Genomic DNA, 14,141 nt, shown 5'->3' on the forward strand with positions numbered 1-14,141 from the left:
GTTGAAGCTCTCCTGCGTATCTTTGCAATAATCGTTCAGGGATGGCAAGAGAAAAACAGGTCTGATGATAATAAATATGTTAATCAAGGATATCGCCAATTCTGCTCCAACGGACAGAAGATAAACGATCCCAGGAAAGCAGAGGTTGTTTGACATCCCATGACCAATAAATAATGAACGCCTTACCACGAACCGCTTCAAGACTAACTCCTTGAAAAACACCTTTATTATCAAAACCCCAAAACCTGGCATCTGACGAGTTGTCGCGATTATCTCCCATGACAAAGATATGTCCTTCAGGCACTGTAACCGGACCAAAATTATCCCGACGTGGATCTACCGACACAGGATTTATTCTATTATCGGTAAATACACCGTGTAAATCCTCAAAGGGACGGTTATTGATGAATATTTTTTTATTTCTTATTTCTACGGTATCACCTTCCGTAGCGATGACTCTTTTGATATAATCTAGTTTAGGATTTTTCGGGAACTTGAATACCACAATATCGTTAGGCTTGGGATCACTGATCGGTATCAGCACCTTGCCCGTGAAGGGCATTTTTATTCCGTAGATAAATTTACTGACTAAAATATGATCACCAATGAGCAGAGTCGGTAACATAGATCCGGATGGAATCTTAAAGGCCTGAACAATAAAGGTTCGTATAAAAAGAGCCAGAAGTATAGCAATTACAATGGCTTCAAGGTATTCACGTGTAGCGGACTTCTGTTTTTTTACTTGGTTGCATTGCTTTGCTTGTTTGTCTTTCATTTTATTTTCTATCCTAAAATAGGTGGTTAAGCTTTTTTAAAGCGCAGAATATGCAAAATTCTATTAAGGGTGACGAGTGAATGGATAAAATGATTGTTAAATAGACGAAAAAAAAAATAAATTCAAGCACCAATTATTTTTTAGGAAGCCATCTATATTTAATTGTTTATTTTTTCATGATATTTCACTTGAAGAAATCTCCTAAAAACAAAAGAGACGTTTTTTCTGTTCATTAATTTCTCAAAAAAGAAATGCTTTTCTTGACATTTTCTTTTTTTTATGACCTATTATGTTTATACGTTTGAATTTTTAGTAAGCAGTTATTTTGTGTGTTGCAGTACTTTCCTGCTTCTGGTTGGTGGCCGTTCATAATAAGAGAAAAGAAACAGCATGGCAAAGAAAGAAAAATTTGTCGTAGGGATTGATATTGGCTCCCATGCGGTAAAAATCTGTCAGATTCGAAAGGCTGGCAAAGACGGCTATGAGCTTATTGCGCTTGGCAGTGCTGCGATCTCGCCTGGAGCTGTCGAAGACGGCGTGTTGCAGGATGCTGATGTTGTCGGGACTGCTATTGCCGAATTATGTAAGAATCTCAAAATAAAAAAGAATGAACGGGTTGGGCTGTCAATCTCCGGTTACTCGGTTATTGTCAAAAAAATTAATATTGAAATGGAGAACGAGGAGGAACTTGCAGAGCGCCTTAATGAAGAGGCTGAGCAGTATATACCTTTTGATATTAGTGAAGTATATTTAGATTTTCAGGTGCTCAAAGCAGGCGAGGATGAGTTTGACCGCAGTGAAGTGATCCTGGTTGCAGCTAAAAAAGAGGTTATTGACGATTACCGCTCAATGCTTGAAGCTCAAAAACTCGTGCCTGCCTTGGTGGACGTTGATGGTTTTGCCTTGGAAAATATTTGGACAACAGTATCAGGAGGGAACAAGAATGTTTGTCTGATTGATATTGGAGCGTCCAGACTAAATATTAATATTATTGCCGACGATGCTTCCGTACTTGCCCGTGATGTGGTTATGGGCAGTGATGACTTGAGTCAAGAAATTGCCAATACTCTTGATATTGATTATGAAGAGGCTGAACACATAAAGACAGGCAGGGTTGAAGCAGAGGAAGAGCATCAGGAAGAACTTCATGAAATTTTTACTCAGATTTGTACCCGATGGGTGTTGGAAATAAAAAAGGCTATTGATCTATACAGCAATAATAACCCTAAAAAGCCACTTTCATTTCTTGTCCTCAGTGGCGGTGGTTCTAAGGTTCGAGGACTCAAACGCTATCTTGCCAGTGAAACCGGACTTGAAGTCGTTCCTTTTAACCCGTTTGAAGGAATGAAAGTCAATGCAAAGAAGATTGATATGGCATACGTTGAAGCCGTAGCTCCTGAAATGTCAATAGCAGCCGGGTTGGCGATTCGACCAGCGGAATTTTAAGATATGATCCGGATTAATCTCCTGCCCGTGCGGCAGATGAAGCAGAAGACACAGGCGTTAAGGCAACTTGCGCTGAGTGGCGTTGTTATTATTGTAACACTTATTGTTTTGTTGCTTGCGACCGGTTTTCTTACTACAAAAGTCAGCGGCCTGGAGAGAGATATTAAAGATCTGACAGTGCGGAAAAAAGAGTTGCAAAAGACGCTTGATTTGATTAACGAGCTGGAAAAGAAGAAAAAACTTTTCGAACAACGGATTGGGGTGGTCAATCAGCTGAAAAAGAAGTCACAGCTGACAGTACGGATTTTAGATGAGGTTGCCCGATTAACGCCCCATGAGCGAATGTGGTTAACAAGTGTTTCTCAAGACACCAATAGTTTAAAATTGAGTGGTATAGCTTTGGATAACCGCACCATAGCAGATTATCTTGATGCATTAAAAGATTCGTCCTCGTCCTACTTTAGTAATGTAACGTTAGGAAGGTCTTCCCTGAAAAAGTACGGGGGAAGAAATTTGAAGCAATTTTCTCTGACCTGTTCTGTTGCTCTCCCAGAAGCAGATAATGAGGCTTCTAAGGACAACAGTAAGAAATAACAAATAAATTATGGCCTCGGAAACGACAAAGTCAAAGTTTGATGCTTTTATTACAGGAAAATACATTCCTCTTGATCAAAAAATCAAGATAGCTCTTCCTGTTGTGGTGGTGATTGCATTGCTCGCAGGTTTCTATTTTTTTATTTTATCACCCAAAATAGCAGAGATAAAAGAGTTAGAGACAAAGAGAGTCTCGTTGCAGGCAGATGTTGATAAAGCTAAAAAAGCGGCTGATAACTTAGAGCAACATGAGGCAGAACGTGCTGAAATAGAGAAACGATTTGATGAGATCTCTATTTCTCTTCCAAAGATCAAAGAGATACCTAAGCTTTTGACAGATATTTCTGACCATGGTACAAGTTCCGGGCTTGATTTTTATTCATTCACCCCAGGCAGCGAAACGCCGAAAGAATTCTATGCAGAGATTCCTATAAGTATTAATGTTCGTGGGCCTTACCATAACGTTGGTTATTTTCTTGACCAGGTGAGTAAACTTGAACGTATCGTCACTGTTCAAAATATTACCATGGGATCGCCTAAAAAAGTAGAGGGTGAGATGCTGTTGAGTTCCTCATGTAACTTGCTGACTTATCGTTTAACAAGTGCTGAAGAACGTAGTGCACAAAAGAAAAAGAAGAAAAAATGAGCAGAAAAGGAGGCCAAGGAGGCGAGTTATGAGAAGATATTTCGTTACGATACTCATGCTGTTCTTGGTAATGCTTTTATTGGATAGTTCAAGCTGGGCCACAGAAAGCGATATTATTGGCGAAGGCGGGCAGGCCGGACTAGAAGAATCAGTACGGGAAGTTGATAAATTTAATTATCAGTTTGGAGACAGACCAGACCCCTTTCTTCCTTTTCTTTCAAAAGACAATAGTAGAGATGAGCTTGATGACACACCAATAAATGAGGGCAGTGGAGAACCATTAACTGGAATGCAGCTTTTTGAACCAGGACAACTTAAATTGGTTGCTGTGTTTAAGATAGGGAATAGAAATATTGCTATGGCAGAGGATGTTACTGGTAAAGGTTATCGCCTTGATGAAAATATGCCGATTGGTCGATATGGGACCATTAATCGAATAGGTGATGAACAAGTTGAAATAACAGAAACTTATAAGACAACGACAGGCCGGGTTGTTACAAAGGAAATAGTAATGCGCTTGAAGAAAGAGGGAGATAACTAACATGTCTCATTTTTTATCGGCAGATATCCAGCAAGGAAAAAGATATGGTTCCTGCTGTTTTTTATGTGCAGTAATTTTTTCTTTGCTGTTGGTCAGCCTTCCAGGATTAGCAGTGGGAGAGGAACCCAGTAATGAAAAAACTAATGTAAAGACCTTGGTTACTGGTCTCAGTGCCACTCCTTCCGGTAAAAATCTTAATATATCAGTTCATTGCAGTGAGGAGACTGATTATATTCCTATTGCGTTAACAAACCCCTCAAAAATTATTATTGATGTTGCAGATGCTACAATACCATCTGGCACTGAACTTGTTTTATCTCCAGATTCATACGGGGTAGAGGTGGCAAGCAAGATCATTAAGGATGTATCTCCTGAACTTGTACGTATTGAGTTTATCTTGCCCAAAAAGTACAGTTATCAGGTAGATTGGGTCCAAAATAATTTAGTCCTTACGTTGGAAGATTTTTTTACTGAGCAACAGGCAGTACCAGAAAAAGATCCCAAACCCTCAGATTCTGCAGCTCAAGATACCACTTCCAGCCAAGAGAATGCTGAACAAGGGACCATTGACCGGCATTTACCTGATATTGAGGTGCTCCCTTCTGTTTCTGAGGGAAGTGAGCCTGATAAGAAACAACCAGACTCAGGAGCTGAAGGACCACCACCTCTTGGCTCTCTTGGAGAAAACGAGACGATCAGTGTGGATTTTTACAAAATTGATCTCCATAATGTTTTCAGAATGCTCCGGGAGATTACTGGTAAAAATATAATAATTGCTGAAGGAGTTTCTGGAAGTTTAACCCTTGCATTAAATGATGTTTCTTGGCGATTCGCTCTTGATATTATTTTGAATCTTAAGGATCTTGACAAAATGGAGCGAGATAACACTCTGGTTATTTATCCGAAAAATCAGGAATTTGTTTGGCCGGAACGGGAAGAGGATACACTCTCTATTGAAATTAACGACGATATAATTTCTCACGAAACTATTGTTATAAAACAGGAAAAAAATATTCCTCCCGAGAGATTAGAAGCGAAAAAATTAATTGCTCAGGGAAGAGCAGCTGAAAAAAAAGGCGATTTAGAAACAGCTATTCGATTTTATGAGCGAGCGCTTAATAATTGGCCGGAAAACTCTAAGCTTGCCAATAAAATTGCCACAATATATCTTGCCCAGCTCAATCAGAACGCAAAGGCTGTTTTTTTTGCTAAAAAAGCACTTGAGGCAGATAAAAAAAATAGTGCTGCTGCTTTGAATGCAGCCATTGGTTATGCCAATATGGAAGAATACCGGCAGGCACAGCAATATTTTGATCAAAGTGTTAATACTGGAAAGCCAAGCAGAGAAGCCTTAATGAGTTATGCTGCCTTTAGTGAACGGCAAAAACAGTATGAAGCTGCCTTACGTTTGTTGAAAAAGCAGGAGGAACTCTATGGGCAGAGTTTAAACTCTATGGTTGCGCAGGCCCGTATCTATGATTCTGTGGGAGATTATGGAGCGGCCCGTAAGAAGTATAAATCGATTCTTCATTCTGGATTCAGGGTTCCCCCTGATCTGAAAAAATTTATTCTGAGCAAAACCAATACGAAGTAAGTTCAATATTTAATTGAATGTTTTTTTGCCCTCTGGGGAGCGGAACAGCAAGGAATGAAAGTCAGGTCAGGAACTCAACAGGGGCAGCCAGTACTTTCATATAAAGTATAAAGTCTAACAGTAATAACTGATTACTCTTAAGGAAGATATGATGAAAAGCAATACTCGATTATTGCATAGTGTTTTTGCGGTAACAGCAGCTGCGCTTTTTCTTTGTTCATGCGTTGGCAAAAAGTCGGAAACCGAAAAACAAGAGCCTGCTCGCCTGGCAGCTTCTGAAAGGAAGCAACGCACAATAATAGAGCCTTCGTTATTACCTCAGCGTTTTCAACAAGCAGGATATATAATTAATGATGATGAAGCAAATGCTATGCTTGATAGCGAGGCTTCTGATGAATTTGAGCTTAAGGTCGGCGCAGACATTACAACTCATGAACCCATAACCTTACGAGAGGCGATGAAGGCTCTGGTAAGGAATAAAAAAATGGGATTGAGCTGGGCCAGTGATGTGAATCAGGATCTTGTTGTGGATATTGATGTCACTGCTGAAGATAATTTTTATGAGGCCATTGATAATATATTGCGTCAGTTAGATTATTATCATGAAATACAGGGATCAACGCTTGTTATCAAGTACCGTAAGACAAAGCAATATCATATTGCTATGCCGTTTGTTAAACAGGAGTATAACGCAGCAATCGGTGGAAATTCTTTTGGAAGTGACGTTAGTATTAACAGTAAAGGAAATACTTTTGATATCTGGGAGAATATTCAAAAAAATCTTGATAGTCTCATAACGACCTGGAGTGCAACAATTACGATACCTGACAAGGAAATTGAGAGCGAGAGCAATGAAGAGGAGTTGAACGAAGAAAAGTCGCCGACAGACCAGGTTTCTCGAAGAGTATCATCTACTGAATCAAGCTATACTATTGATAAACCTATCGGTTTAATAACAGTTCATGCTCCAATATCCTTGCAGGAAAGGATTTCCAACTACTTAGAAACTCTTGAGAGGGAACTGTACAAGCAAATTATTATTGAAGCAAAAATTATTGAGGTTCAGCTGCAGGATAATTCATCACTTGGTATCAATTGGAATACCTTGCTCAGCAACTTATCTTTTTCAGGAGGCGGCATACAAGGAACAAAATCTTATGGAAAAAACACGACTGATGAAATTACTAATGAAGATATTCGTTCCAGTACGTTTAGTAATACCAATGATATAGTGAATTCCAGAAGTTCTGGTCGAACCAGTACCTCCAGTAGCGGGAGTAATTTCACTGGTGCTGATGGTAGTACATCATCTACTGGGAATGATGGGACGACAACAACGGGGAGCACTGGAAGCGATAATACGACAACGACACTTTCTGATTTAGTCACTAACACTGGTAGCAGTTCGAGTTCTAATACAAATACCATTTCTGATGCTTTGAGTTTGGCTTCAACAGCTGCAAGTACTGTAGCCACTGTTATTACTGGTGGAGCTTCTAATGTTGCTGCTGCTGGTGTGACCCTTTCAGCATTTTCATTTGATAGGTTTATCAATGCATTAAAGGAGCAAGGAAAAACGTCGGTTCTTTCTAATCCAAAAATAAGTGTCATGAATGGTCAACCTGCTCTGATTTCGGTTGGCCGTGAAGTTACCTTTATTGACAGCATAGAGTCTACTACTGATGATAATAATAAAACTACGTTCACAGTTAATACAGAGCAGCTTCTTTCTGGAATAGGCCTTGCGTTATCCGCAGTTATCAAAAAAGATGATGAAGTCATCATGAATTTGGTACCAATAACTTCAGAGCTTTTGGAGCCAATTGAATATGTTAATGTTGGCGAAGGAAAAGTTGGGTTACCGATAATCAATAAGCGGGAAATGAGCACAACAGTAAAGGTCAAAAATGGCTCAATGCTTGTTGTTGGTGGGCTTATCTCTGAGAGCGAGGCCAGCGAAGGAGATTTCATTTTTGGCACAGAAAATATCCCCTACTTAAAATATTTGTTTGGGTATGAGGAAAAACAGAAGTCAAAACGTGAATTGATCATTTTACTCAGGCCCCGTATTATTTAGTCTCATTAATCCCTAAGCAAGATTTAATTATTTTTCACTCTAGTTAGGAGTTAGCGTATGAACCTGCTGAAATACATATCCATTGGGATAGTATTGATCGGTGCTGTGACCGGTTGCGGTAAAAATACTGTTGAAACCCTGATGGTTCCGGCTCAGGTGGATCCTCATGCCCACGGTAAAGGTATGTCCGTTGTTATCCTGCCTTTTGCCGACTATAGTAAGGGCAATAATATTGCATCGGCTTTTCGCCGAAATATGCTGATTACAGAGTCATTGACTGATAATCTGACAATCAACGGTTTTCGTCTAGCCGTGCAGGAAGATGTTTTTCAATATCTGATTGATCAGGAAATAATCAGTATTGCAGACTATGAGGATTCTGGTTCGACCTCTCTTGCCTATGAGCTTCAAGACCCGGATTGGTCTGGTGTTATGAAGGGAAAATTGCAGGGGTATTTGCAGCAACAGAATGTAGGCAGCAACACTGCCCGACCAGATGGGCCTGGAACTCATGGTTTGACAGCACAAAATGTGGTGAAAATTGGCAGACAATTCGGTGCTGATTATATCATTCGAGGCCGAATCCTTGAGTTCAGGACCAGACAGGAACATACATGGGCTCCATGGAGACGAGGGATTCTGCCTTTTGTCGTCAAAGGTACAAGTAAAATGGCTTTTGGTTTTGCTGATTCAGCCCAGTATGATAACTGGAGTAATCTTCTTGCTGGTGGAACATGGGGAACACTTATTGGAGCCAGTGCCAATAATCCTTGGGATCCAGATAGTTCAACCGGCTTTTTTGGTATTAGTGGTGGTGCTGGAGCTAACACCATAGCTTGGGCCGGTGCCGGAGCTGCATTAGCAGACGTGGCTCAACACGGTGGCCGGGTTGACCAAGCAGTTGTCCAGATGCGAATATGGGTACAAAGTGCCTACGACGCAAGTGTGGTATGGACCAATAGAGTGGATGTGAGGGTTTCACCTGAATCAGTTCTAGCAGATAATCAGTACGATACCCTTTTTGAGCACGCAATTCGAAAGGCAACAACAGCGCTTATGAATAACTTTGTTCTTTATGGCCTTCCGTAAAGACAGGAGACGAGTGGAAGTGTAGGGTAAGACCTTGTGTGTCAGCCCGCACCATAATTGGGCGTACACGTTCGCCCCCCTACGGCACTCGAAATAATGTGTAAAATATGAAGAGCGAAAAGCCCGAACAGTTCAGCTGTGCGGGCTTTTTTTTTGCTCTTCTTTATGCATCCTTTTTGTGCTGTTGGGCTTTTTCGTATAGCGCCACAAAATTGATGGGATCCATAAGAAAAGGCATGAAGCCGCCGTCAACAGAAAGCTGGGAAGCAATCTGACGGGTAAAGGGAAAAAGCATCAAGGGACAATCCACTGCCAGAACACGTTGAATGTGCTCTTCTGGAATATTTTTGAGCAGAAAGATTGCAGCATGTTCAAGTTCGACAACAAACATAGTAGTATTATCATCAGCTTTTTGATCAAGAACTTTGGCTGTAATAGAGATGGTGACTTCATAATGATCATCATCAATGTTTTTATTGCCAAGCTGCAGGTTGAAATCTACTTTAGGTTCCTGACCCTGTGGGAGAAATATCTGTGGTGCATTGGGATTCTCAAAGGAGAGATCCTTTATGTAGATCTTTTGCATGCGAAAGACAGGGGTATTGGGCTGTTCTAACTTTTCTTCAGTCATTTTTTTTCCTTGTTAGGGATTCTCTTGTGAGGAATCAAATTGGAAAATGCGGTAAATTTGGCATGATACACGGGTGTGTTTTGCCTCTGATTACTCAAGTAGCATTGACCAAGTTGATAGCTTGAAATTATAAATCTTGCATTAAACCATTGAGTCTCTTTGAACTCAAGAAATTTTCTCTTGTTGTGGAAATGATCCAGAAGTCTGTCTGCATTCTTCCATGTTAAAGCAAGAAGGATGAAGAAGGAGGTACAGAGAAACGAGCAATGAATGTACGAGGAAAAAATGCTTTGGTTCTTGGGGCCACCCGAGGACTAGGGAGGGCGATTGCCAGACAATTAGCTGAGCAAGGAATGCGGCTTTTTCTCCCCTGGTTTGACTGGCCAGAATCTTGTCAGGAAATGGAAGCCGAATTTGCTGCAATGAAGGCTGGACATCTCACTTTGGAGGCTGATCTCCGTAATCCCGAGAGTATAGAACGAATGGTAAAATGCCTGGAGGACGAGTTTGGTGTACTCCATGTACTGATCAATAATGTAGAGCGTGGCGGAATGCCTGTGCTTCATGGCAGCTATCGACGCCCGGAGAACGTGGAGCAATGGCAGCTGGAAATGGATACTACCTTGCACGCAAAATGGTTGGTTTTTGATCATTGCCTTCCCTTGCTGCGCCAGGCTGAGCAAGGGGCTGTGGTGAATATTTCTTCTATGGCTGCTGTTACCGGGCGCTCTGGCTCAGCTGGTCTTCTTTTTAATGACGGGTATGCAGCGGCAAATCGAGGAGTTTTGGGACTGACAGAGACCTGGGCTCGGCTTGGGGCTCCGCATATTCGGGTGAATGAGTTGATGTTGGGGTTAGTGGACTACAGACACGGTCCCGGAACCCGTGGTTGGGATCTCCTGAGTGATTCCGAGAAAGGACAGCTTCTCGAACATACACTCTTAGGGAGAACCGCTCAACCTGATGAAATTGCACGCGCTGTTCTTTTTCTTGTGCGTGATGCTGAGTTTATGACCGGAGCCTGTCTGCGGATGGATGGTGGATTTGTGCTGGGAGGCGACCAGGTGCCGGATATGCCCGATGGAATACTGTAGCGCATGTTTATGAAGTTGCTGAAGGTGTAACTGTCTCGTGACTACTGAAGACCAAACGATGAAAATCTCATTTTTTCCCGGCCTGCGATGAAGTGGCAGCATCGGATTTGAGAAAGTCGCTTTTCATTGATCTGAAAGGTGTTCATGGTGTTACCCCCAATGCATGCCAGTAAGGTCTGAATCCTGATTCCGCAATATCCGTAATAAGCGACAAGAATGGCTCATAATCATTTTTAGTATGGGCTGTATCCAGAGTCTCGTAATATTCCAACCGCTTTTCCACAGGAAGTACCACCGGTGGGAACCCGTTTTTCATAAGTTCCAAATTCATAAGCAGCCGTGATGTTCTGCCATTGCCATCCACAAAAGGGTGGATTTGTACAAAATCAGCATGAACACGAGCGGCTCGTTCTACCGGATGGTGAGACGCACCATCTGTCTGGTACCAATTGATAAAGCGTTGCATATCGCTTTCTACATGCATGGCATCGGGAGGAACATGATCGGCACCTGAAATAATGACATTTGTTTTTCTATAGACACCCGCATTCTTGTCATCAATATTTTTCAGGATCAATTGGTGAATCGCTTTAATCTGCCATTCAGACAGAAGCTCATTTTTAGTGACCAGATCTTCAACGAAAAAAATGGCTTCCCTATGGTTGATAGCTTCAAAATGCTCCTTCATGGTTTTCCCGCCAACAGTGATCCCTTCCAGAGCAACCTTGGTTTCTTTCAGTGTCAGCGTATTACCTTCAATAGCGTTTGAATGATAGGTCCAGCGAAGCACCAGATCCTCATGAAGATTGGAAACAATCTCCGGCGGCAACGGCCGGAAGGAATCCAGTTTTTGTTTTAGTTTGTCAAGCTTCTGGTATTTGCTCATTATTGTAATCTTTTTCGATCAACATTATCTTTAGTCAAAACAACAGAGCCTTCAAGACCCAACAGTTTTAAACGATTCATTGTGTAAATAAGGGACAGACCACAAATAAAACAAATAACGATTTCAAACTATCAAAGTACATGCAGAACTGAAAAAGTCAATAAAAAATACCCATGCCGGTATCACACGCGAAAATTAAACCCCGCAGCCATGCGGGTTAGAGGTGTGAGTTAAAGGATCCCATCTTAAAGACAACTGGTGTGCAAGTGTTCCGAATCCACCAAGCTCGCCAGAACCCATTAATGACCTGACCTTCCCGGCGGCCTCTGATTTACTCTCCTGAGCAGGTCAACAGGGCTTTCTTTATCTCGTTTGCTTCCTGCAATAATTCTGTACGCTCTTACTCAAGATATGTGTCTCCTTTTCTTTTTGTCGCTGGCTTCTGATGACAAGACGACCGGTCTTTTTTTAAAACCAGCCGCCCGCCTTTTGATTCCCATGCCCCATCTTTAAAAGGCGAGGCGTCACCTTTTAATTCCCATAGCCCTCCTTGAAAAGATGAGAACATACCTTTAAAAGGTGCCGCCTGAGTTTTAAAAGTTGAGACCTGACCTTTAAAAGGCGACCTCTCTTCTTTTAAAATCCAACCCCCGGTTTTAAAAAGTAGTGGCTGATCTTTAAAAGATGAACGACCGCTTTTTAAAATTGATCGCCTGATTTTTTCTGTACGAGAATGAATTGTTTTTCCAAAGGCCGCATATATGATGGAAGAGCTTATCGGGAGTTCACCTTAAATCCGCTATAATTCATTGCAATAATTGTAAAAAAGAAAAGAAGGGAAGGCACAAAAAAACCCGCAAACCGTATCAGGCTGCGGGCTTTTCACTTATGGTGGAGGTGCCGGGAGTTGAACCCGGGTCCGAAAATACTCCCCTCACGTATCTACATGCTTAGTTCCGGGTAAAAATCTCGTATTCAGCTCTCACCCGGAACGGTGGATTGCTGAATACCAGCCTGTTAGATTCTCGTCTTTCCAATGAGAGGCACATCAGTCAGACCAGCCCGAAGAGTCGACGCTTTACTCCGGCCTTACGGGCGCGGACCGGGAAAGCGGCAAAGCAGCTTACGCTGCTACTGCGTAATTATAATCGTCTGCGATTATATTTAAAATTCCATCAAGTTTACGAGCTGACAGAGCACTCGACATGCAACGATGAGCTTTCATATCCCCGTCGAATCCGTTTCACCCCCATATTTCGTGTTATCCCTCCTTAAGGGAGAGATGGAAATCTTCTTAATATTGTTGCCGCAATGACCGTTGGACATCACGTTTTGATTGTTTTTCTTTTAACGCAGCTCGTTTGTCATAGAGCTTCTTACCACGAGCCAAGCCAAGTTCAATCTTAGCCTTTCCATTATTTATAAAGTATATCTTGAGCGGAATAAGCGCAACCCCTTTTTCATTCAGTTTGCCGATCAGCTTTTTTATTTCCCGTTTATGCAAAAGTAATTTGCGCACACGGAGCGGATCAGTAACAGAGTGGACGGCAAAGGCATAGGGCGATATGTGGATATTGTATAAATACACCTCGCCGTTCTTGAGCTGGGCATAACCATCTTTTATATTGGCTCGACCTGCCCGCAGGGATTTCACCTCTGGCCCGGTCAGTACCATGCCAGCTTCCATGGTTTTATCAATATGATAATCATGAAAGGCTTTTTTGTTTTTACAGACAATCTTCATCGTTCAGAAGGATCGTTGGTAGATATTCCGCTTTTTCCTCAATTCCTTGTAAGAGTACTCAAGAGTAATCATCTTTCCGATTCTTGGCAAGAGGTAGTTTGAAGCGCAGATGAAAAAATCTTTACAACACTGATTCAGCGGTGCTGATAGGTACAAAAAAAGAATTCCGGGAGGACGGAGCTGTTTTTTATGAGCATTCCGATGAACGGTTGTATCCCAACTATTTAACCTGGTGCGGAGAGAACGGCAGGGAGAATCAAAGCAAAGGGCGAGGTGGAGCAGCGATTCCCGGTTTGAATGAACTTAACAAGCTGAAATAATGAAAACAAGACTGGAAAAAGTTTACGAAAGACATTTCTGTCATACTGATTTTAAGAAATTAGCCGTTTTCGATCTTTTCTTACGAGATCAGTATTTTGCAAAAAGCTTTCGCAATCTATTTTTTACCGTTTTTAACCATTACAAGATGTTAAGGTGTTTTGGGTCGGGAATAGCTGGAGGTGGAGCAAATAAACCGCCTTGCCACGTTGATCAAAGAGCATAAGCCGGAGTTGCTGGCATACCTTCAGAGCGGATCAGACCAGCCCCCTCATGATGATTGCCAACCGCCTCAACAGGTAGCCTGTGACCGGGAATCCACCCGGAGCATTCAGAGGTTGAGGCATATTGAAAAGATGCACCCACGGGCCGTAGCTTGGCTGGCTGACCACAGAACAGCACTCAAGGCAGCAGGATGGACAGCAAAAGAGCTGTACAGGCGCAACAGGAGTCCTGGGGTGGGGTGGTCGCGGCTTTGGAAGAAAGAAGATTTGAAGGTGGTTCTTGAACCGTCCGGACGGATAGTTTTTACTTTCAGTGATGCCCTGGGCAGTAACCGTTCACCCCCCCCTCATTCCACACAAAAAAAGATTGGACAAAAAAAGAAGATCACGATAGTTTAAGGGTCACAACGTTTTTTACGAGATCTATCCACGTTCTGAGTTCGCATGCACCTATCCAGAGAAGAGTTGCGAAAAATAGATAA

General features: G+C 42.0%; 14 protein-coding genes and 1 other RNA gene. 10 read left to right on the forward strand and 5 right to left on the reverse strand.

What is annotated here, in order from left to right; translation table 11 throughout:
• Nucleotides 1-79 precede the first annotated feature (79 nt).
• Nucleotides 80-775, reverse strand: a complete 696-nt coding sequence (gene lepB / locus L2082_RS01015) for a signal peptidase I (protein ID WP_446008752.1) — start codon at nucleotides 773-775, stop codon at nucleotides 80-82.
• Nucleotides 776-1,165: 390 nt separating this feature from the next.
• Between lepB and pilM the strand changes: the two genes are divergently transcribed.
• From pilM to L2082_RS01050, 7 genes are all read left to right on the forward strand, one after another.
• Nucleotides 1,166-2,221 (forward strand): type IV pilus assembly protein PilM, encoded by a 1,056-nt coding sequence (pilM, locus tag L2082_RS01020; protein ID WP_446008753.1) that lies wholly within the window; start codon nucleotides 1,166-1,168, stop codon nucleotides 2,219-2,221.
• A 3-nt stretch (nucleotides 2,222-2,224) separates the two neighbouring features.
• Entirely contained in the window at nucleotides 2,225-2,815 is a 591-nt protein-coding gene (locus L2082_RS01025; RefSeq protein WP_446008754.1) for a PilN domain-containing protein, read from the forward strand.
• Between the two features lie 10 nt (nucleotides 2,816-2,825).
• On the forward strand, nucleotides 2,826-3,461 hold the full coding sequence (locus L2082_RS01030; protein WP_446008755.1) for a type 4a pilus biogenesis protein PilO: 636 nt from the start codon (nucleotides 2,826-2,828) through the stop codon (nucleotides 3,459-3,461).
• Nucleotides 3,462-3,489: 28 nt separating this feature from the next.
• Entirely contained in the window at nucleotides 3,490-4,002 is a 513-nt protein-coding gene (locus L2082_RS01035) for a pilus assembly protein PilP (RefSeq protein WP_446011358.1), read from the forward strand.
• A gap of 1 nt (nucleotide 4,003) precedes the next feature.
• Nucleotides 4,004-5,596, forward strand: coding sequence for a hypothetical protein (locus L2082_RS01040; RefSeq protein WP_446010124.1), 1,593 nt, complete (start codon nucleotides 4,004-4,006; stop codon nucleotides 5,594-5,596).
• A gap of 148 nt (nucleotides 5,597-5,744) precedes the next feature.
• On the forward strand, nucleotides 5,745-7,673 hold the full coding sequence (locus tag L2082_RS01045) for a hypothetical protein (RefSeq protein ID WP_446010123.1): 1,929 nt from the start codon (nucleotides 5,745-5,747) through the stop codon (nucleotides 7,671-7,673).
• Nucleotides 7,674-7,730: 57 nt separating this feature from the next.
• Nucleotides 7,731-8,762 (forward strand): hypothetical protein, encoded by a 1,032-nt coding sequence (locus L2082_RS01050; protein ID WP_446010122.1) that lies wholly within the window; start codon nucleotides 7,731-7,733, stop codon nucleotides 8,760-8,762.
• A gap of 163 nt (nucleotides 8,763-8,925) precedes the next feature.
• On the opposite strand, the gene secB is transcribed toward L2082_RS01050, so the two are convergent.
• The gene (gene secB / locus L2082_RS01055) at nucleotides 8,926-9,393 is read right to left on the reverse strand and encodes a protein-export chaperone SecB (RefSeq protein WP_446010121.1); all 468 of its coding nucleotides are present in this window, start codon (nucleotides 9,391-9,393) and stop codon (nucleotides 8,926-8,928) included.
• Nucleotides 9,394-9,659: 266 nt separating this feature from the next.
• On the opposite strand from secB, the gene L2082_RS01060 reads away from it, so the two are divergent.
• Nucleotides 9,660-10,487, forward strand: coding sequence for an SDR family NAD(P)-dependent oxidoreductase (locus L2082_RS01060; RefSeq protein ID WP_446010120.1), 828 nt, complete (start codon nucleotides 9,660-9,662; stop codon nucleotides 10,485-10,487).
• Between the two features lie 142 nt (nucleotides 10,488-10,629).
• Here the strand turns inward: L2082_RS01060 and L2082_RS01065 are convergent, their stop codons facing one another.
• From L2082_RS01065 to smpB, 3 genes are all read right to left on the reverse strand, one after another.
• The gene (locus L2082_RS01065) at nucleotides 10,630-11,373 is read right to left on the reverse strand and encodes a Fic family protein (protein WP_446011359.1); all 744 of its coding nucleotides are present in this window, start codon (nucleotides 11,371-11,373) and stop codon (nucleotides 10,630-10,632) included.
• A gap of 889 nt (nucleotides 11,374-12,262) precedes the next feature.
• Nucleotides 12,263-12,624, reverse strand: a transfer-messenger RNA (tmRNA) gene (gene ssrA / locus L2082_RS01070).
• 43 nt (nucleotides 12,625-12,667) lie between these two features.
• The gene (gene smpB, locus L2082_RS01075) at nucleotides 12,668-13,117 is read right to left on the reverse strand and encodes an SsrA-binding protein SmpB (RefSeq protein ID WP_446011360.1); all 450 of its coding nucleotides are present in this window, start codon (nucleotides 13,115-13,117) and stop codon (nucleotides 12,668-12,670) included.
• Between the two features lie 140 nt (nucleotides 13,118-13,257).
• Between smpB and L2082_RS01080 the strand changes: the two genes are divergently transcribed.
• Nucleotides 13,258-13,437, forward strand: a complete 180-nt coding sequence (locus tag L2082_RS01080; protein WP_446011361.1) for a hypothetical protein — start codon at nucleotides 13,258-13,260, stop codon at nucleotides 13,435-13,437.
• 180 nt (nucleotides 13,438-13,617) lie between these two features.
• Complete coding sequence (locus tag L2082_RS01085; RefSeq protein ID WP_446011362.1) at nucleotides 13,618-14,058, forward strand: hypothetical protein; 441 nt, start codon at nucleotides 13,618-13,620, stop codon at nucleotides 14,056-14,058.
• Nucleotides 14,059-14,141: the final 83 nt, after the last annotated feature.

The sequence above is a fragment of the Candidatus Electrothrix sp. genome (assembly GCF_052785085.1).